We start from the raw sequence: 19,671 nt of genomic DNA, 5'->3' as shown, positions 1-19,671 counted from the left end.
GTTCAATCGATCCCGAACGCCCCTGTTTCGGCCATTGTTACAAAAGAATTCCGAAGGCCGCGCACCGGGATGGTGCAAAGCAGCATCCGCGCCAACTCCGCGCCGCTGCGAATCTTTCCCAATACCGCCCGGCGCCCTGCCTGCGGTTTTATATTGCGTTGCAACATGTTGCGCTCATCCCGCACCGCGGGAAAACACGAACTTCCGGCCCCACGGCGCGACGGTAGGATGCAGCGACCCCCATTAACGCATGGCGCCTACCCGCGCGCCGGCCGCTGCCTCACATGTCCCGCCCCGAAGCCCCCGCCGAGCCTGTCGAACCGATCATTCCCGCAGAAGCAGATCCCGCAGTCAAAGTACCGCTGGCCATCGAGGACTGGCTGGCCGTGATCCTGCTGGCGACCCTGGCCATCATCACCTTCCTGAACGTGCTGGTGCGCTATTTCACCGACCAGTCCTTCGCCTGGACGGAAGAAATCTCGGTGTTCCTGCTGATCGTGCTGACCATGGCGGGCGGCAGCGTCGCCTTCGTGCGCAACCACCACATACGTATCGAGATCCTGGCGGACTCCGGCTCCCCGCGCCGCCAGCGCATCATGGCGCTGATCTCCAACGGCTGCGTGCTGGCCTTCTTCCTGCTGCTGACCGTGCTGTCGGTGAAGCTGGTTGCCGACGAATATATCTACGAAGAAACCTCGCCCGCCATCGGCGTGCCGACCTGGTGGTATTCGATCTGGCTGCCCGTGATGGCCGCGGCGATCTCGCTGCGCACCATCGGCACGCTGCGCCGCATCGCCAAGAGCGGACGCGCCGCCGGGCAGGATCAGCAATGATCGCCGCCATCCTCTTCATCGTCTTCATCGTCCTGATGCTGATCGGCGTGCCGGTCGGCGTGGCCCTGGGCCTGGGCGGGACCGTGGCCATCGTGCTGTCCAACCTCGACACGCCCTGGTATGGCCTGCTGACCGTGCCGCAGAACTTCTACGCCGGCCTGGCCAAGTATCCGCTGCTGGCCATCCCCATGTTCGTGCTGGTGGGCTCGATCTTCGACCGCTCCGGCGTGGCCAAGCGGCTGGTGGATTTCGCCATTGCGATCGTCGGCCGCGGCCCGGGCATGCTGCCGCTGGTGTCGATCGCGGTGGCCATGTTCCTGGGCGGCATCTCCGGCTCCGGCCCGGCCTGTGCCGCAGCGGTGGGCGCGGTGATGATCACCGCCATGTCGCGCGCCGGCTATCCGGGCTCGTTCTCGGCCGCCGTGGTCGCGGCCGGCGCCGCCACGGACATCCTGATCCCGCCCTCGGTGGCCTTCATCATCTACTCGGTGCTGGTGCCCGGCGCCTCGGTGCCGGCGCTGTTCGCCGCCGGCATGATCCCCGGCATCCTGGCCGGCATCGCCCTTATCGTTCCGGCGGTGTGGCTGGCGCGCAAGCACAAGATGGGCGCGCTCGAAGCCCACCTGCCCCGCCCGCCCTTCTGGGCCAGCCTGCGCGAAGCCTCATGGGGCCTGGCCGCACCCGTCCTGATCCTGGGCGGCATGCGCATGGGCTGGTTCACGCCCACCGAAGCGGCCGTGGTCGCGGTGTTCTATGGCCTGTTCGTGGGCATGTTCATCCACCGCACCATCAAGCTGCGCGACCTGTACACCATCCTGCGCGAAGCCGCCGAGCTTTCCGCCGTCATCATGCTGGTGGTGACGCTGGCCGGCATCTTCGCCTGGGCCCTGTCCACGCTGAGCGTGATCGATCCCATCACCCACGCCATCGTCAACTCCGGCCTGGGCGAATGGGGCGTGCTGGCGCTGCTGATCCTGCTGCTGATGACGGTGGGCATGTTCCTGGACGGCATTTCCATCTTCCTGATCTTCGTGCCGCTGCTCATGCCCATCGCCAACGCCTATGGCTGGGATCCGGTGTGGTTCGGCGTGATCCTGACCTTGAAGGTCGCCCTGGGCCAGTTCACCCCGCCGCTGGCCGTGAACCTGATGGTGTCGTGCCGCATCGCGCGCGTGCCGATGGAGTCCACGGTGCGCTGGGTGGTGTGGCTGCTGGGCGCGATGTTCCTGGTGCTGGTCGCGGTGCTGGTGTTCCCGCAGCTGGCGCTGTGGCTGCCCAAGAAGCTGGGTTATTGAAAGGGCTGAACGGGGCGACCTCAAGGGGCGCCCCCAAGGCCGGCGGTACCGGTATTCATTACAACAACAGACACGCAAAGAGAGGAGACGCAACATGAAATTCCGCAACCTGATCGGAGCAGCCCTGTGCGCGGCTGCCGTCGTCGGCATGGCGCCCGCGCACGCGCAGAACTACAAGTCCGAGTACAAGCTCTCCATCGTGGTCGGCACCACCTTCCCCTGGGGCCAGGGCGCCGAAATCTGGTCCAACCTGGTGCGCGAGCGCACCCAGGGCCGCATCAACATCAAGGTCTATCCCGGCACGTCGCTGGTCCAGGGCGACCAGACGCGCGAGTTCACCGCCATCCGCCAGGGCGTGATCGACATGGCCGTGGGCTCCACCATCAACTGGTCGCCGCAGGTCAAGCAGTTGAACCTGTTCTCCCTGCCCTTCCTGATGCCCGACTATGCCGCCATCGATGCGCTGGTGCAGGGCGACGTGGGCAAGGAGATGTTCAAGCTCATCGAGAAAGCCGGCGTGGTGCCGCTGGCCTGGGGTGAAAACGGCTATCGCCAGCTCAGCAATTCCAAGCACGAGATCAAGAAGCCCGAAGACATGAAGGGCCTGAAGCTGCGCGTGGTGGGCTCGCCGCTGTACATCGACACCTTCACCGCGCTGGGCGCCAACCCCACGCAGATGAGCTGGGCCGATGCCCAGCCGGCGCTGGCCAGCGGCGCAGTGGACGGCCAGGAAAATCCCCTGTCGATCTACACCGGTTCCAAGCTCTACACCGTCGGCCAGAAGTACCTGACGCTGTGGAACTACGTGGCCGACCCGCTGATCTTCGTGGTCAACCGCGAGGTGTGGAATTCCTGGTCCGAGAAGGACCGCGACATCGTGCGCCAGGCCGCGCTGGACGCCGGCAAGCAGCAGATCGTGATCGCGCGCAAGGGCGTGACGCCTGAAGACCCGTCGCTGCTGAAGGAAATCGCCGGCCACGGCGTGACCGTGACCTCGCTGTCGCAGGCGGACCACGAGGCCTTCGTCAAGGTGACCAAGCCGGTCTATGACAAGTGGAAGAAGCAGATCGGCGAAGACCTGGTGAACCTGGCTGAAAAGTCGATCGCCAGCCGCAAGAAGTAAGCCCGCCAGAACAAGCAGCAAGCCCCAGGGGAACGGCGGCGCAAGCCGCCAACCGAGGCAGGGACGTCAGATCCCGCCCACCAACGGGCGCCAGCCACAAGCTGGCGCCCGTTTTCTTTCATGCGGGATAGCTGACTTCCAGGATGTCCAGCTCTTCGATACCGCCGGGCGTGCGCAGCACCACGGTGTCGCCCTCCTTGGCCTTGATCAGCGCGCGCGCCACCGGCGAGATCCAGCTGATCTTGCCCGCCAGCGGCTCGGCCTCGTCGACGCCCACGATGGTCACGTTGTGTTCCTCGCCAGCCTTGTCCGAATACAGCACCGTGGCGCCGAAGAACACCTGGTCGCGGTTGGGTTGCGCGGCCGGATCGACCACTTCGGCGATATCCAGCCGTTTGGTCAAGAAGCGCATGCGGCGGTCGATCTCGCGCAGGCGCTTCTTGCCGTACAGATAGTCGCCGTTCTCGGAACGGTCGCCGTTGGACGCGGCCCACGACACCACCTGCACGACAGAGGGGCGCTCCACGTTCATCAGGTGCGTGAGCTCGCTGCGCAGGCGCTCGTAGCCGCCGGGCGTCATGTAGTTCTTGGTGCCGGCAGGCAGCGCCTGGGCTTGCGGCAGATCGTCGTCGTCCTCGTTGTCCGACTCTTTGACAAAGGCTTTGTTCATGGCGGTTGCGCCGGTCGGGCGCGATTACAGTCGATTGTGTGCAAGGGCTGGCGACATGGCCGCCGCCTGCGTCAGAACCAGTCGTGCCAGACCGGTTTGAGGTCGGGCGGCAGCGCCGGCAAGCGGCCCAGGTCCACCCGGCTTTCCTTCGGACTATGGAAGTCCGAACCGCGCGACGCCAGGAATCCATAGCGGCGCGCCACATCCGCATAATAGCGGGCCTCTTCCGGGGTATGGCTGCCGGTGTTGACCTCGATGCCGAGGCCGCCCAGCTGCAGGAATTCGTCGAACAGCGCGGCGAACTGTAGCGGCGTGTACTTGTAGCGGCCGGGATGCGCGATGACGGCGATGCCGCCCGCGCCGCGGATCCAGCCCACGGCTTCCGCCAGCGTGGCCCACTGCATGGGTACGTGGCCCGGGCGGTCGTCGCCCAGGTGCCTGGTGAACACGGTCTGCACGTCGGGGCAATAGCCGGCTTCGACCAGATAGCGCGCGAAGTGCGTGCGGCTGATGAGTTCGGGGTTGCCTGCGAACGGCAGCGCGCCTTCGTAGGCGCCGGGCATGCCCATTTCCGCCAGGCGTTCGCCGATGCGCTTGGCGCGTTCGGCGCGGCCGGAGCGGGTCTTGCGCAGGCCTTCGGCCAGCGCGGCGTTCTCGGGGTCGAAGCGCAGGCCCACGATGTGCACGGTGACGCCCGCCCAGGTCACGGAGATCTCGACGCCGGTGGCGAAGTCCATGTCCAGCTCGCGCGCCGCGCGGGCCGCTTCGGCCAGGCCGCCGATTTCGTCGTGGTCGGTCAGGGCCCAGACGTCCACGCCGTTGGCATGCGCGCGCTGCGCCACGTCGCGCGGCGCGAGGGCGCCGTCCGAGACGGTGGAATGGCAGTGCAGGTCGATATTCAATGTGCGCGCGTTCATCCAGCTATTGTAGAGAAGGCCCGGCAGCGTGGATAGCGCCGAGCCGTCCCTTGTTTACGGCGCGGTCAGGACAGCAGAAAGGACGCGACCGGATCCACCTGCTCGTCCGAGATCAAGGTGGGCGCATGGCCCACGCCGGCCACTTCATGGGCCTGCGCCCGCGGATTGCGCTTGAGCATTTCCTCGACGGTGGCGCGCGTCAGCAAGTCGGATTCCGCGCCGCGCACGATCAGCACGGGACACGGCAGGGAATCATACGAACGCCACAGGATCTGTTCGCCGGCCGCCAGTTCCTCGGGAGTCTGCGCGGCCAGGGCCTGCGACAGCGCCAGGTCGTAATGCTTGACCCATTTGTCGCCCTGCTGGGGATACAGATAGCGCGCCAGGTCCGCCCACTGCGCGTCGGTATGCGGGCCGAACGTGACGGAGTTGGCGCGCATGGTGGCCACGGCCTCTTCGAAGCTCGCGAACTCGCCCGGCTCGCCCACATACTGGCCGATGCGCGCCAGGGCGCCCGTCTCCAGACGAGGCCCGACGTCGTTGAGCACCAGTTTGTCCAGGTGGAAGCCTTGCTCGGGCGGCAGCATGCCCGCGTGCGGGCGCATGGCCAGCATGGCGCGCGCGAACACGGCCGCGCCCGACAACGCCAGGCCGATGAGCCCCCCCATGGACGTACCCACCCAGGCCAGCCGCGCCGGCTTCAGGCGCGCCAGCAGGGTCACCATGTCCGAGACGTACTGCGGCACCGTGTAAAACGCGGGATTGGCCAGCCAGTCGGAACGGCCGCGTCCCACCACGTCCGGGCAGACCACGCGATAGCGCCCCGCCAGCCGCCGCGCCAGCGTATCGAAGTCCCGCCCGCTGCGGGTCAGCCCATGTACGCAGACCAGCACCTGGTCGTTGCCCGGGTCGCCCCATTCCCAGTAGGCCATGCGGTGCAGGCCCGCCGGGCTGGCGCATGTGACGAAATCCAAACGGGGTTCCAGGCTGGCGTCCACCATCGATACACTCCACGAGTCGTTGCGCGCCATGGCGAAGGCGCGCCAGGCCGGTATCTTATAGGACGGCAGGCTGCGCCGCCGCAACACCCGGCGGTGGGGTTCTGGACTATCGGCCCGGTCGTCGCTACGATCCTTGCATCCGGATCGCCGCCCCCACCTCCACGCACCGCGGGGTGCCTTTGCCTATCGAGGCGATCCAATCATTAAATTGGAGTTGCGGACCTGTTAGGATCAGACTCGGAAGTTTCAAGCATTGCCAGATCAGTCATCCCAAAATTGATATGGAGTCCGTATGCAGCAGAGCAGTCCTTCCTCGCCGTTGGCCGCCGGCCATCAATCCGCCAGTTCCCCTCCCCCCGAACCTCCCAAAGTGCTCCAGGACGTCCTGGCCCGCGCCGATGTCCGCATCAACGGCAACCGCCCCTGGGACATACAGGTTCATGACAAGCACATGTACGAGCGCGTCTTCGCCAGCTGGTCGCTGGGCCTGGGCGAATCCTACATGGACGGCGAATGGGACTGCGACCAGCTCGACGAACTGTTCACCCGCCTGCTGCGCGCCGACATGGGGTCGGCGGCGCTGGGCCTGGCGCGCGTCAAGCTGATCGCCGAGCACCTGCGCCACAAGCTGTTCAACCTGCAGTCCAAGAACCGCGCGTTCGAGGTCGGCGAACAGCATTACGACGCGGGCAACGACGTGTTCGAGGCCATGCTGGACAGCCGCATGATCTACTCCTGCGCCTACTGGGAAAACGCCCAGACGCTGGAAGAAGCGCAACTGGCCAAGCTGGAGATGATCTGCCGCAAGCTGCAGCTGCGCGAAGGCGAGACGCTGCTGGACATCGGCTGCGGCTGGGGCGGACTGGCGCGCTTTGCCGCCGAACGCTATGGCGTCAAGGTCACCGGCGTGACCGTGTCCAAGGAGCAACTGGCCCTGGCGCAGGAAAGGGTCCAGGGCCTGCCCGTGCAACTGCTGCTGCAGGATTACCGCGACCTGCAGGGTAGTTTCGACAAGGTGGTGTCGGTGGGCATGTTCGAGCATGTCGGCCCCAAGAACTACGACACCTACTTCAGCAACGTGCAGCGCCTGATGGCGCCGGACGGCGTGTTCCTGCTGCACACCATCGGTATCGCCTCCACCAGCCAGAGCACCGATCCCTGGATCGACCGCTACGTCTTCCCCAACGGCAAGCTGCCGTCCGCGCGCGAGATCGCCGCCGCCGTGGAAGGCCGCTTCATCATTGAAGACTGGCACAACTTCGGCGCCGATTACGACCGTACCCTGATGGCGTGGTGGGACAACTTCGAACGCGCCTGGCCCGGACTGGAATCGCGCTACGGCAACCGCTTCTACCGCATGTGGAAGTACTACCTGATGTGCTGCGCGGGCTTTTTCCGCTCGCGCGAGGGCCAGCTCTGGCAAGTGATGCTGACCCACCCGCAACGCCAGGAAATGTACCGTTCGCTGCGCTGAACACGGCGACGCCATCGCCAGAAAGCCGCCCTTTAAGGGCGGCTTTCTTTTCTGCCGCGCCCACGGTAGATTCAGCGCCCTGCAGCGTCCTCGCGGATCATGTCGGCGGCCCGCTCCGCGATCATGATGGTCGGCGAATTGGTGTTGCCCGACGTGATCAAAGGCATCACCGAGGCGTCGGCCACACGCAGGCCCTCCAGGCCATGGACGCGCAGCCTCGCGTCCACCACCGCCCCGCCGTCCGCGTCGCGTCCCATCGCGCAGGTCCCTACCGGATGGAAGATGGTGGTGCCGATCTTGCCGGCCGCTTCCCGCAGCTCGGCGTCCGTCTGGAACGCAGGTCCCGGCAGCCACTCCTGCGGCTGGTAGCGCTGCAAGGCCGGCGCCGCCGCGATCCGCCGCACCAGGCGGATCGAGTCCGCCGCCACGCGCAGGTCTTCCTCGGTGCTCAGATACCTGGGCGTGATGGCCGGCGCGCCCTGCGGCCCCTGCGCATGCACGCTGCCGCGCGAGGTCGGCCGCAGATTGCACACGCTGGCGGTGAAGGCGTCAAAGCCATGCAGCGGTTCGCCAAACGCGCCCAGCGACAGCGGCTGCACGTGGAATTCGACGTTGGCGCGCGCCTGGCCCGGATCCGACTTGGCAAACGCGCCCAACTGCGACGGCGCCATGCTCATCGGGCCGCTGCGCTTGAGCAGGTACTCCAGGCCGATGCCGGCCTTGCCCAACCAGGTGGAGGCGATGCGGTTCAGCGTCTTCACGCCCTGCACCTGGATGATGACGCGCAGTTGCAGATGGTCCTGCAGGTTCTCGCCCACGCCCGGCAAGGCGTGCTGCAAGGCGATGCCGCTTTCGCGCAGGCGCGCGGGCTCGCCCACGCCGGAGAGTTCCAGCAGGTGCGGCGTGTTGACCGCGCCAGCCGCCAGCACCACCTCGCGGCGCGCGCGCAAGGTAGCGCTCTGGCCGTTGCGGCGCAGCTGCACGCCGACGCAGCGCTTGCCCTCGAACACCAGTTGCTCGGCATGGGCGCCCGTCATTACGCGCAGGTTCGGACGCTTTTGCACCGGCCGCAGGAATGCCTTGGCGGTATTCCAGCGCCAGCCGCCGCGCTGGTTCACTTCGAAATAGCCGCAGCCGAAATTGTCGCCGCGGTTGAAGTCCTGCACGCGCGGAATGCCCTCCTGCTCGGCCGCGCCGGCAAAGGCTTCCAGGATGTCCCAGCGCAGGCGCTGCGATTCCACGCGCCATTCGCCGCCTGCGCCATGGAATTCGTCCGCGCCGCGGTGATAGTCCTCGCTGCGCTTGAACACCGGCAGCACCTGGTCCCAGCCCCAGGCGGGGTCGCCGGACAGTTCGGCCCAGTCCTCGTAGTCCTGGCGCTGGCCGCGCATGTAGATCATGCCGTTGATCGATGAACTGCCGCCCAGCACGCGGCCGCGCGGGTAGATCAGGGAACGGCCGCCCAGACCGGCTTCCGCCGCGGTGCGGTACATCCAGTCGGTCCTGGGATTGCCGATGCAATGCAGGTAGCCCACGGGGATATGGATCCAGTGGTAGTTGTCGCGGCCACCTGCTTCCAGCAGCAGCACCTGCACGGCAGGGTCGCGGCTCAGGCGGTTGGCCAGCACGCAGCCGGCCGAGCCCGCGCCAACGATGATGTAGTCGTATGTCTCCATAAGCTCTTCTTATCTTCTTGCCGGGGCGGTACGCCTGCGGACTGGGTGAGCCGACCCGGCTCTGGCGACCTTGCGCGCGCCGGGCATCTACCGTGACTCTCGCGCAGCCGGGTGGAACTGTCCAATGAATTGTTGAAAAACGGTTTATAAGCAACTTAAATAATACTCAGCCCCTTTTGCTCGCCGCCTACTCCGGGAATCGCCCCATGGACCTGAAGCACATCCGCACTTTTGCCGCCGTGGCCCGCGAGGGCAACCTGACGCGCGCGGCCGAGCATCTGCACCTGACCCAGCCCGCGCTCAGCCTGCAGTTGAAGAACTTCCAGGAATCGCTGGACCTGACCTTGTTCTCGCGCACCGCCCAAGGCTTGGCGCCCAACGCCGACGGCCGCGCGCTGCTGCCTTCCGCGCAGCGCATCCTGGACGCGCTGGACGACTTCCAGCGCGCCCTGGGCGCCCTGCGCGACACCGTCCAGGGCGATCTGCGCATTGGCACCATCCTCGATCCGGAATTCCTGCGCCTGGGCGCCACGCTGCAATACCTGGTGGAGCACTATCCCAAGATCCGCCCCACCCTGCGCCACGGCATGTCCGGATCGGTGGCGAAACAGGTACGCGCGGGCGAACTGGACGTGGGTTTTTCCCTCGGCCCGCAAGGACGTGACGCGGCGCCCGCCGGGCTTGAAGCAATGCCGCTCGCCTCCTTCGCCTATTTCGTCGTGGCTCCCAAGGGCTGGGGCGCGCAGGTGGCCGGCCGCGACTGGGCCGCGATCGCCGCCCTGCCCTGGATCTGGACGCCGCCGGATTCGGTGCACCACCGGCTGCTGTCGGACAAGTTCGACGCGCTGGGCGTCGCGCCCAACGCCGTGGCTGAAGTGGACCAGGAAGCGTCGATGCTGGACCTGGTGCGCTCGGGCGTGGGCCTGTCGCTGGCGCGCGACTCCGTCGCGCTGCGCGAATCCCAGGCCAGCGGGCTGGTGCTGGTCAAGGGCCTGGCGATCCAGGCTGAACTCGCCTTCATCACCCAGGCCTCCCGCCGCAGCGATCCCCTGGTCGCCGCTGCCTTCGCCGCCGTCCAGGCGGCGTTTGCCTAGACCGCTGCGCTGCGCCAAATGGGTGCGGCGCCGCACAGGAATATGCACCGCCTTGATGCACGCCGGCCGGGGCGGTGCGACGCGCGACGCGGCCGCAAAAGCGATCCTGAGGCCGCTTTCCCTATGAAGCGCCCGGCGCGCCCACTCGCGCCGCTGACCGCCGGCATCCCTGGCATGGACTTTGCTTGATGATTCATGCGCGGGCCGCAAGGCCGGCGAGACAACTAGAGCAGTAACGGCAATGGCGCCCCGACCGCAAGGTCCAGGGCGCCTTTGCGTTTTCTGAAACCCGAATACCCAAGCCCACGGGGACATCCCATGAAAGTAGCGGCCTCATCCGATTCTCTGCAGACCCTCGTCGTCATCGGCAACGGCATGGTGGGCCACCATTGCGTCGAACAACTCATCGCCGGCGGCGCGCTTGCGCGCTACCGCATCCACGTCTACGGCGAGGAAAGCCGCCGCGCCTACGACCGCGTGCACCTGTCCGAATACCTGAACGGACGCGACGCCGAATCGATGGCGCTGGGCGACGCGGCGCTGTATGAACAGGAAGGCGTGACCCTGCACCTGGGCACGCCGGTGCTGGAGATCGACCGCCGCCGGCGCGAGATCGTGACCGCGCGCGGCCGCGGCGCCTACGACAAACTGATACTTGCGACGGGCTCCTACCCCTTCGTGCCGCCGATCACGGGCGCGGAAGGCGCATCGCGCCTGGTGTACCGCACGCTCGACGACCTGGACCTGATCCGCGCGGCTGCGCACGGCGCGCGCCGCGGCGTGGTGGTGGGCGGCGGCCTGCTGGGGCTGGAAGCCGCCCATGCGCTGAAGTCGCTGAAGCTGGAGGCGCACGTGGTCGAATTCGCGCCGCGCCTGATGCCGGTGCAACTGGACGAGCAAGGCGGCGCGGCGCTCAAGGCGCGCATCGAGGCGATGGGCGTGGGCGTGCACCTGTCGCGCGCCACCCAGGACATCAAGCCCGGCACGCAGTACCGCTACCGCATGCGCTTTGCCGAAGGCGCGCCGCTGGAAACCGACCTGATCGTGTTTTCGGCCGGCATCCGGCCGCAGGTGACGCTGGCGCGCAAGGCCGGGCTGACGCTGGCCGAGCGCGGCGGCGTAGCCATCGACGATCAGTGCCGCAGCAGCGATGAGCACATCTACGCCATCGGCGAATGCGCGGCCTGGAACGGCAGCGTGTTCGGGCTGGTGGCGCCCGGCTACCAGATGGCGCGCACGGTGGCGGCGGCGCTGTGCGGCAACGGCCTGCAGACATTCAGCGGCGCCGACATGTCCACCAAGCTCAAGCTGCTGGGCGTGGACGTGGGCTCGATCGGCGACGCCCACGGCGCCACGCCCGGCGCGCGCAGCTACCGCTACATCGACGAAGCCGGCGCCGGCTACCGCCGCCTGGTGGTGTCCGCCGACGGCAAGCGCGTGCTGGGCGCGGTGCTGGTGGGCGACAACAGCTACTACGACACGCTGCTGCAATACGTGCAGAACGGCATCGCGCCGCCCGCGGACCCGGCCAGCCTGATCCTGCCGCAGGGCCAGGGTGCGCCGCTCCTGGGCGTGGATGCGCTGCCCGCCGCCGCCACCATCTGTTCCTGCCATAACGTGAGCAAGGGCGCGGTCTGCGCCGCGATCGACGGCGGCTGTGCCGACCTGGCCGCGGTCAAGGGCTGCACCAAGGCGGCTTCCGGCTGCGGCGGCTGCGCCAGCCTGCTCAAGCAGGTGGTCGAACACGAACTGGCCAGCCGCGGCGTGGCCGTGGACAAGAGCCTGTGCGAACACTTTCCCCACACGCGCCAGGAGCTGTACGCCATCGTGCGCGTCAACGGCATCGAATCCTTCGACGAGCTCCTGGCCAGCCACGGGCGCGGCCAGCAGGGTTGCGACATCTGCAAACCCGCGGTGGGCTCCATCCTGGCCTCGTGCTGGAACCGCCCGATCCAGGATCCCCATCTGGTGCCGCTGCAGGACACCAACGACACCTTCATGGCCAACATGCAGAAGAACGGCACCTATTCGGTGGTGCCGCGCATACCCGCGGGCGAGATCACGCCCGACGGCCTGATCGCCATCGGCGCGGTCGCCAAGAAGTACCAGCTGTACACCAAGATCACCGGCGGCCAACGCATCGACCTGTTCGGCGCGCAACTGCACGAGCTGCCGGACATATGGGCGGAACTGATCGCCGCCGGGTTTGAAACCGGCCATGCCTACGGCAAGTCCACCCGCACGGTGAAGTCCTGCGTGGGCAGCACCTGGTGCCGCTATGGCGTGCAGGACAGCGTCAAGATGGCGCTGGACATCGAACACCGCTACAAGGGCCTGCGCTCGCCGCACAAGCTGAAGTTCGCAGTATCCGGCTGCACCCGCGAATGCGCCGAGGCGCAAAGCAAGGACATCGGCGTCATCGCCACCGAAAACGGCTGGAACCTCTACGTCTGCGGCAACGGCGGCATGCGCCCGCGGCACGCGGAGCTGTTCGCCACCGACCTGGACGACGCCGCCCTCATCCGCACCATAGACCGCCTCTTGATGTTCTACATCCGCACCGCCGACAAGCTGCAGCGCACCTCGGTCTGGCGCGAATCGCTGGAGGGCGGCCTGGACTACCTGAAGCAGGTGGTGCTGGAGGACAGCCTGGGCCTGTGCGCGGAGCTGGAAGCGCAGATGCAGCTGGTGGTCGACCGCTACGAATGCGAATGGGCCAACGCGCTGAACGATCCGGAAAAGCTCAAGCGCTTCCGCACCTTCGTCAACGACGCCAGCGCCGACCCCGGCATCCGGTTCGTGCAGGAACGCGGCCAGCCCCGACCCGCTCCCGCGCGCGTCATCGCCATTACCGAGGAGATTGCCTGATGGACGCCCTGATCCACGAATCCCAAGACTGGCGACCGGTTTGCCGGCGCCAGGATCTGGTGCCAAATTCCGGCGTGGTGGCGCTGGTGGATGGCGCGCAGATTGCCTTGTTCTACGTGCCGCAAGCCGCGGGCGACGGCGTTTATGCGATCGATAACCGCGACCCCAAGTCCGGCGCCAACGTCATCGGCCGCGGCATCGTCGGCCACGTAGGCGGCGAACTCGTCGTGGCCTCGCCGCTCTACAAGCAACACTTCCGGCTCGCCGACGGCGCGTGCGTGCAGTACCCGGAGCAACGGCTGCGGACCTGGCGGGCGCGCTTGAACGGCGATGCGGTGGAGATCGCCTGAAACGCAACGCCGCCGGCTCAGCCCAGCCCGATGCGCCGGGCGCCCGTCCTGAACAGCGCCTCGGCATCTCCGGCCAGGCGGAAGGCCGCCAGGAAGTCGTCCACGCAGTATGAGGGATGCGTCTTGCGGATCGCGGCCAGCAGGCCGGCGGTCTCATCGTCCTTGCCGGCTATCGCCAGGCAGCAGGCCGCGATCGCCAGGATGTGCACATGGGCGTTGGGGCGGGCCGCCGCCTTCAGCGCCCAGCCGGCGGCTTCCTCGAACCGGCCCAGGCGTACCAACGCCAATGCGCGCACGGCCAGCATGCCGAACAGCAGCGGGTCGTACGGGCTCAGGTCGCGCGAATGGTCGGACGAGCCTATCGCGGCCTCGGCGTCGCCCGACTGGCAATGGACGAAGCCCAGGGTGTAGTGCGCCAAGGCGAAATTCGGGCTCAAATCCACGGCGCGCGTCAACTCGGCCAGCGATTGATCCTGGCTGCCGCGCAGCCATAGCGCCCGGCCCATGGCCCAATGCGCCGCCGGGTCGCGGTCATCGGCGATCAGGCCCTGGCCGGCGGCTTCGAACGCCATGTCGATGGCCGGCGCCTGCTCGCCCCAACGCTGGAACGCGTCCTGCCAATGGGTGAATGACAAGCCCGCGTAGGCCCGCGAGAACGTCGGATCGAGCCTCAAGGCCATCTCGAAAAAGTGCCGCGCCTGCTCGTTGTCGGCGCGGTTGAAGCGATACATATGCCACAGGCCGCGATGATGGGCCTGCCAGGCGTCCAGGGAGTTCGGCGGCTTCAGAATGGCCCGGTTGCGCTCGGCGGCCTCGATTTCGATGTCGATGGCGGCCACGATCCGGTTGCCGATTTCGTCCAGGGCCAACAGGGCATCGTCCAGCTGCCGGTCGTAGACGTCCGCCCACACGATGCGCGCGGTCCGGGCTTCTATGAGTTCAACGGCTACGGCGATGCGGTCTTGCCGACGCTGCAGCCACCCGCTCACGACATAGTCCACATTGAGCGTACGGCCGGCCTCGTCGGGTCCCACGTTGCGCTGGTCCAGCGCGAACACCGTGCCTTGCGCTATGACGAACAGGCTGCGCAGCTTGGCCAGCCGGGTGATGATGTCATAGGCCAGGCCATCGGCCAGCCCGCCGCGCACGCCGGCCTGCGCCGAGCGGTCCACGAAGGGCATCACCGCGATCGACGCGCGGCCCGCGCGCTCCGCGGACGCCGCCTCTGACGCCGCTCCTGGCGCCGCCTCGAGCCGCGGCGTCTCGCTTGCCCGCCCCCTCAGATTCCGCCACGTATCGCGCAAGGGCCGCCAGTCCAGCCCGTCCGCCTCGAAGGCGCGGACCGCCGCGGCCAGATGCTCCTCGCCTTCGCGCCATTGACCGCGCTGCGCCAGCAAGCCCAGCAGCAGCTCATGCGCACGCCGGTCGAAGGGCGCGAGCTGCAGCCACTTATCCAGGCAGGCGAAGGTATCGCCCGACCCTGCCGGAAGGCTGGCCGCCAGATGTTCCAGGACCGCGGCATGGCACGCCCTCAAACGCCGGCGCTGCGCGGTCAGCCAGTTGTTGAAAAAGGGGTTGCGGTCGATCTCCAGCCCCTCGAGGAAATCGCCCGAAAACAGCGCGGCCAGCGCTTGCAGCCGCCCGCAGTCCAGCTGGGCGATGCCCTGCTGCATCGCGCTGCCGATTTCGATGGCGTCGACGTGGCAGTCGACGAGGCCCAGCCTCACCGTGTCCTGCACGGTCTCCACCCTGCGCCGGCCGGGCTCGTCCAGCAGAGTCCTGGCCTTGCTGAGACACCAGCGCAGCTCGCCGCGCGGATCGTTCGGAACGTCCCACAGCAGTTCGCACAGATGCGCGCGTTGCACGGGATGCGGGGCCAACGCCAGATAGGCAATGAGCGCGCGCAGCTTGCGCGACGGCGGCAGCGCCAGGGCCGTGCCCGCCCGGCTGATCGCCATGGGTCCGAGCAGGCGCAACCGGACCTCGCCGCCGGGGACGGAACCGGACGGCTGCGCGGGGCCGGCCGAACCCTCGGCCGATTCCACGCCGGCTACCACGCTCGCCTCCATGGCCCGCTCTTAACTTGGATTCCGGGAAGCACGGCACACGCAAACCCGCGCGGCGCCGGTTGCGGTTCCCCGGCAGGCCCGCATCGTGCACTGCCGCATACACAGAGCCTTAACGGAGACAGACCATGTCCATTTCCTCCCTCGCCACCAGCCCCGTGCGCGATTCCGCGCAGCCCGACCTGGCCGCCTTGAAGACACGCCAGCAGGGCACCTGGGCTTCCGGGGACTATGCCGTAGTCGGCACCACGCTGCAGATCGTAGGAGAACAGCTGTGCGAATCGCTGGACGTCCGCGCCGGACAGAAGGTGCTTGATGTCGCCGCCGGCAACGGCAATGCCTCGCTGGCCGCCGCCCGCCGCTGGTGCGATGTCGTTTCGACCGACTATGTGCCCGCGCTGCTGGGACGCGGCCGCGAACGCGCCGCCGCCGAGCACTTGAAGATCGAATTCCAGGAAGCCGACGCCGAGGCCCTGCCGTTCCCGGATGGCGGATTCGACGCGGTCGTCTCGACCTTCGGGGTGATGTTCACCCCCGACCAGGACCAGGCGGCCGCCGAAATGGTCCGCGTCTGCCGCGCTGGCGGCAAGATCGGCCTGGCCAACTGGACGCCTGACGGTTTCATCGGCCAGGTCTTCAAGACCATCGGCAAGCATCTGCCGCCGCCCGCCGGGGTCAAGTCGCCGGCGCTGTGGGGCACCCGGGCGCGCATCGACGAAATGTTCGGTCCGCATGCCTCGTCGATCCAGGCCGAGCCCCGCCACTTCGTGTTCCGCTACCGCTCCCCGGAACACTGGCTGCAGGTCTTCAAGACCTACTACGGCCCCCTGCTCAAGGCGTTCGGCGCATTGGACCCGGCGGCGCAAGCCACGCTGACCAGCGACCTCATGGTGCAAATAGACCGGTATAACCGCTCTGGCGATGGCACGATGGTCGTACCCAGCGAATACCTGGAGATCGTGGTGACGCGCCGGTGACCGGACCTTGATGCCTGGCTTGGGCCGGTCCGGGCCATCCACGCGGACAGCGGACGGGAAGCGATCCATGGCGCAACGCCTTCACGGCCGCCCGCGGAATGGCCCGGGCGGCCGATGTAGAGCAACCATACGATGAGGTAGGCAATGGCGTGCCGGCCATTGCCGGACGGGGTGCGAGCCCTTATGCGGAATCATACGCCCGCCATGGCTCGCGCGCCGCTATAGCGCCGAGGCCAGCGCGTACTCCATATACAGCTGCCGCAGCTCGCGGCACACGGGTCCGGGCCGGCCCGTGCCGATGGGCTGGCCGTCCAGCTCGATGACCGGCAGCACGAAGTGCAATGCCGACGTCAACACCAGCTCCGTCGCCCGCCGGCATTCGTCCAGCGTGAACTTGCGTTCTTCCACCGCCACCCCGCGCTTGGCGGCCAACGCCAGCACCGCGGCGCGCGTGCAGCCCGGCAGTATCTCGCGCGACAAGGGCCGCACCACGATCCGTCCTTGCGCATCCACCAGCAGCGCGCTCGACGACGAGCCTTCCGTCACCACGCCGTCGGCATCGACCATCAACGCCTCGAACGTGCCCGCGCCCTGCGCGGCCTGCTTGGCCAGCACCTGAGCGATCAGCGACACGCTCTTGATGTCGCGCCGCTGCCAGCGCATGTCCGGCACGCTTGCCACCCGCACGCCAGATTCCGCCAGCGGATTCACGCGCAAGGACTTCTCGCTGACGTACATCATCACGGTGGGCTCGACGTCGGCGGGAAAAGCGAAGTCGCGCTTGCTGTCCGCGCCGCGCGTCACCTGCACATAGACGGACCCTTCGCGCAAGCCGTTGCGCACCACCAGTTCGCGGCAACGCGCCAGCAGCGTGTCGCGCGGCAGTGGATTGCGGATGCCGACTTCGGCCAGGCTGCGCGCCAGGCGGGCGGCGTGCCGCTCGAACTCCAGCAGCAGGCCGTCGATCACCGCGATTACCTCATAGACGCCGTCGCCAAAAAGAAAGCCCCGGTCCAGCGCCGGGATGACGGCCTGCTCGGCAGGAACAAGACTGCCGTTGATATGGAAAATGGAGGACATGGAAGTTCTTGTGGGTAAGGGAAATCAGTGGCTGATGATGCGGGACAGGAAGGCGCGCGAGCGCGCCGACGCGGCGTTGCCGAAGAACGCCTCGGCGCTGGCGTCGTCGACGATCTCTCCGGACTCCATGAACACGACGCGGTCGGCGACGCGGCGCGCGAATCCCATTTCGTGCGTGACGACCATCATGGTCATGCCGTCGCGCGCCAGCCCCGTCATCACATCCAGCACTTCGCCGATCATTTCCGGATCCAGCGCCGAAGTCGGCTCGTCGAACAGCATCACCACCGGGTCCATGGCCAGCGCCCGCGCAATCGCGACCCGCTGCTGCTGGCCGCCCGAAAGCTGTCCCGGATGCTTGCCGCCATGCGCCGCCACGCCGACGCGCTCCAATAGCGCGGCCGCCTTCTCCAAAGCCTGCGCGCGGCTGCGGCCCAGCACGCTGACCTGCCCCAGGCAGACGTTCTCCAGCACCGTCAGATGCGGGAACAGCTCGAAATGCTGGAACACCATGCCGACGCGGGCGCGCAGCTTGGGCAGGTCCGTGCCGGGCGCGCCGACGTCGGTGCCGTCGACCACGATGCGGCCCGCATCGAAGGGTTCCAGCCGGTTCACGCATTTGATCAGCGTGGACTTGCCCGACCCGGACGGCCCGCAGACCACCACGACCTCGCCGCGCCGCACGCGCAGCGAACATTGCTTGAGCACCGGCAGATCGCCGTAGCGCTTGCCGACCTGTTCGATCTCGATCATGTATGTAGACTCCTCATGGAAACAGCTTCAGGCCCCGATCCGGGCGCGCAGCGCCCGCACGCCGCGCGAAGCGGTGAACGAGATCACGAAAAACACCAGCGCCACCAGCATGTACATCTCCACCAGGCGGTTGTCGCGCTGCGCGATCTTGGTCGCGGCTCCAAGGAAATCCGTGAGCGACAGGACATAGACCAGCGCCGTTTCCTGGAAGATGACGATCACCTGCGTCAGCAGCACCGGCAGCATGTTGCGGAACGCCTGCGGCAGGATCACCTTGCGCAGCACCTGTCCGTGGGTGAGGCCCAGGGCGCTGCCCGCCGCATACTGGCCGTGCCCCACGCTGCCCACGCCTGCCCGGATGATCTCGGAGAAATACGCGGCCTCGAACAGGATGAAGGTAATGAAGGCCGACCCCATGGCGCCCAGCACGATGGGCCGCTCAGCCCCCGTAACCGCCTGCAATGCGTAAGGCAGGATGAAATAGATCAGGAAGATCACCAGCACCAGCGGCAGCGAGCGGAACAGGTTCACATACACCGTGGCGGGCCAGGCCAGCAGACGACCGCCGTACAGCCGCGCAATCGCCAGCAAGGTGCCCAGCAGCAGGCCACCCACGGTCGACGTGAAGGTCAGCAGCAGGGTAAAGCGCAGGCCCGACAGGATCAGGTACGGCAGCGCGTCGACGATGGCTTGCAGGTCGAAATCCGTCATGCCCTGCCCCCTTTCGCCGCACGCCCGCCGACTGCGCGCCCCGGAATGCGCAACTTGTATTCGAGCGCCCGCATCACCACGATCACAATCAGGTTGAGCGCCAGATAGGCCATGGTCGCGGTCAGGAACGCCTCGAATACCTGGAACGAAAACTCCTGCATCGCATGGGCCTGGGCGGTCAGTTCCGCCAGCCCGATGGTCAGCGCCACCGAAGTGTTCTTGATGGTGTTCAGGCAATCCGAAGTCATGGTGGGCAGGACCGTGCGCAGCGCATTCGGCAACAGCACGTGCCAGTACAGCTGGGGCAAGGTCAGTCCCAGCGCCAGGCCCGCGTTGCGCTGCCCTTTGGGCAGGGCCTCGATCCCGGCGCGCAGCTGTTCGCCGATGCGCGCCGACATGTACATGCCGATGGCCAGCGCCGCCGTGTAGAAGGACGCGTCGGGCAACTGCTTGATCCAGTCTCCGGCCGCGGCAGGCAGCAGCTCCGGCAAGACGAAGTACCACAGGAACATCTGCACGATCAGCGGGATGTTCCGGAACACTTCCACATAGACGGCCCCCGCCGCGCGCACCCCGCGGTAGGGCAGCGTGCGCGCGACGCCAACCGCCAGGCCCAGCGCCAGCGCGATCAGCCACGCCAGCGCCGCGGTCTTGACCGTCACGCTCAACCCGTCCAGCAGGGTTTGCAGATAGGTTTGCCCGCCATCGGGCGACGGGGCCAGCAGCACGCCCCAATTCCATTGATATGCCATGCTTTTCTCGATGATCAGGCCGCGCGCGGTC

At 67.3% G+C, this 19,671-nt stretch carries 18 protein-coding genes; 8 read left to right on the top strand and 10 right to left on the bottom strand.

Translation table 11 applies throughout. The annotated features are described in order from the left end of the window. Window positions 1–2: 2 nt before the first annotated feature. A complete protein-coding gene (locus DXK93_RS32020; RefSeq protein WP_158598570.1) occupies window positions 3–167 on the bottom strand; it encodes a hypothetical protein in 165 nt (54 codons plus the stop codon). Between the two features lie 117 nt (window positions 168–284). Between DXK93_RS32020 and DXK93_RS23420 the strand changes: the two genes are divergently transcribed. The 3 genes from DXK93_RS23420 to DXK93_RS23410 all read left to right on the top strand — a co-directional run bounded on the left by DXK93_RS23420 (window position 285) and on the right by DXK93_RS23410 (window position 3,251). Next, window positions 285–833: a TRAP transporter small permease gene (locus tag DXK93_RS23420; RefSeq protein ID WP_054456244.1), complete on the top strand. Its 549-nt coding sequence runs from the start codon at window positions 285–287 to the stop codon at window positions 831–833. Continuing rightward, a complete protein-coding gene (locus tag DXK93_RS23415; RefSeq protein ID WP_054456243.1) occupies window positions 830–2,128 on the top strand; it encodes a TRAP transporter large permease in 1,299 nt (432 codons plus the stop codon). The genes DXK93_RS23420 and DXK93_RS23415 overlap by 4 nt, the downstream gene beginning before the upstream one ends. A 94-nt stretch (window positions 2,129–2,222) precedes the next feature. Next, a complete protein-coding gene (locus tag DXK93_RS23410) occupies window positions 2,223–3,251 on the top strand; it encodes a DctP family TRAP transporter solute-binding subunit (RefSeq protein ID WP_119451268.1) in 1,029 nt (342 codons plus the stop codon). Between the two features lie 118 nt (window positions 3,252–3,369). Here the strand turns inward: DXK93_RS23410 and greB are convergent, their stop codons facing one another. The 3 genes from greB to DXK93_RS23395 all read right to left on the bottom strand — a co-directional run bounded on the left by greB (window position 3,370) and on the right by DXK93_RS23395 (window position 5,839). Then, a complete protein-coding gene (gene greB / locus DXK93_RS23405) occupies window positions 3,370–3,921 on the bottom strand; it encodes a transcription elongation factor GreB (protein WP_119451267.1) in 552 nt (183 codons plus the stop codon). Between the two features lie 71 nt (window positions 3,922–3,992). Continuing rightward, window positions 3,993–4,838 carry a 3',5'-nucleoside bisphosphate phosphatase gene (locus DXK93_RS23400; protein WP_054456240.1) on the bottom strand — a complete coding sequence of 282 codons (846 nt, stop codon included), beginning with the start codon at window positions 4,836–4,838 and terminating at the stop codon, window positions 3,993–3,995. 65 nt (window positions 4,839–4,903) lie between these two features. Next, window positions 4,904–5,839: an alpha/beta fold hydrolase gene (locus DXK93_RS23395; RefSeq protein ID WP_119451266.1), complete on the bottom strand. Its 936-nt coding sequence runs from the start codon at window positions 5,837–5,839 to the stop codon at window positions 4,904–4,906. 292 nt (window positions 5,840–6,131) lie between these two features. Between DXK93_RS23395 and cfa the strand changes: the two genes are divergently transcribed. Continuing rightward, the gene (cfa, locus tag DXK93_RS23390; RefSeq protein ID WP_119451265.1) at window positions 6,132–7,313 is read left to right on the top strand and encodes a cyclopropane fatty acyl phospholipid synthase; all 1,182 of its coding nucleotides are present in this window, start codon (window positions 6,132–6,134) and stop codon (window positions 7,311–7,313) included. A gap of 71 nt (window positions 7,314–7,384) precedes the next feature. Here cfa and DXK93_RS23385 read toward each other — a convergent pair whose 3' ends face one another. Next, a complete protein-coding gene (locus tag DXK93_RS23385; protein WP_054456238.1) occupies window positions 7,385–8,989 on the bottom strand; it encodes a GMC family oxidoreductase in 1,605 nt (534 codons plus the stop codon). Window positions 8,990–9,195: 206 nt separating this feature from the next. On the opposite strand from DXK93_RS23385, the gene DXK93_RS23380 reads away from it, so the two are divergent. From DXK93_RS23380 to nirD, 3 genes are all read left to right on the top strand, one after another. Then, window positions 9,196–10,083, top strand: coding sequence for a LysR family transcriptional regulator (locus DXK93_RS23380; RefSeq protein ID WP_054456237.1), 888 nt, complete (start codon window positions 9,196–9,198; stop codon window positions 10,081–10,083). 318 nt (window positions 10,084–10,401) lie between these two features. Then, window positions 10,402–12,951 carry a nitrite reductase large subunit NirB gene (nirB, locus tag DXK93_RS23375; protein ID WP_119451264.1) on the top strand — a complete coding sequence of 850 codons (2,550 nt, stop codon included), beginning with the start codon at window positions 10,402–10,404 and terminating at the stop codon, window positions 12,949–12,951. Beyond that, entirely contained in the window at window positions 12,951–13,301 is a 351-nt protein-coding gene (gene nirD / locus DXK93_RS23370; protein WP_054456235.1) for a nitrite reductase small subunit NirD, read from the top strand. The genes nirB and nirD overlap by 1 nt, the downstream gene beginning before the upstream one ends. A gap of 17 nt (window positions 13,302–13,318) precedes the next feature. On the opposite strand, the gene DXK93_RS23365 is transcribed toward nirD, so the two are convergent. Further along, window positions 13,319–15,370, bottom strand: a complete 2,052-nt coding sequence (locus DXK93_RS23365; protein ID WP_119451263.1) for a transcriptional regulator — start codon at window positions 15,368–15,370, stop codon at window positions 13,319–13,321. Between the two features lie 125 nt (window positions 15,371–15,495). Here DXK93_RS23365 and DXK93_RS23360 point away from each other — a divergent pair, with 125 nt between their 5' ends. Then, window positions 15,496–16,344: a class I SAM-dependent methyltransferase gene (locus DXK93_RS23360; RefSeq protein ID WP_054456233.1), complete on the top strand. Its 849-nt coding sequence runs from the start codon at window positions 15,496–15,498 to the stop codon at window positions 16,342–16,344. Between the two features lie 219 nt (window positions 16,345–16,563). Here the strand turns inward: DXK93_RS23360 and DXK93_RS23355 are convergent, their stop codons facing one another. The 4 genes from DXK93_RS23355 to DXK93_RS23340 are packed head-to-tail and all read right to left on the bottom strand — an operon-like array spanning window position 16,564 to window position 19,640. Beyond that, window positions 16,564–17,424 (bottom strand): D-amino acid aminotransferase, encoded by an 861-nt coding sequence (locus DXK93_RS23355; protein WP_119451262.1) that lies wholly within the window; start codon window positions 17,422–17,424, stop codon window positions 16,564–16,566. Window positions 17,425–17,448: 24 nt separating this feature from the next. After that, window positions 17,449–18,177: an amino acid ABC transporter ATP-binding protein gene (locus DXK93_RS23350; RefSeq protein WP_054456231.1), complete on the bottom strand. Its 729-nt coding sequence runs from the start codon at window positions 18,175–18,177 to the stop codon at window positions 17,449–17,451. Window positions 18,178–18,204: 27 nt separating this feature from the next. Then, window positions 18,205–18,888: an amino acid ABC transporter permease gene (locus tag DXK93_RS23345; protein WP_054456230.1), complete on the bottom strand. Its 684-nt coding sequence runs from the start codon at window positions 18,886–18,888 to the stop codon at window positions 18,205–18,207. Next, window positions 18,885–19,640 (bottom strand): amino acid ABC transporter permease, encoded by a 756-nt coding sequence (locus tag DXK93_RS23340; protein ID WP_054456483.1) that lies wholly within the window; start codon window positions 19,638–19,640, stop codon window positions 18,885–18,887. The genes DXK93_RS23345 and DXK93_RS23340 overlap by 4 nt, the downstream gene beginning before the upstream one ends. Window positions 19,641–19,671: the final 31 nt, after the last annotated feature.

This window comes from Achromobacter sp. K91 (genome assembly GCF_003576205.1).
GTDB lineage: Bacteria > Pseudomonadota > Gammaproteobacteria > Burkholderiales > Burkholderiaceae_B > Achromobacter > Achromobacter aegrifaciens.
Note: the sequence above shows the minus strand (reverse complement) of the source record. Positions and strands in the feature narration are given on the sequence as shown.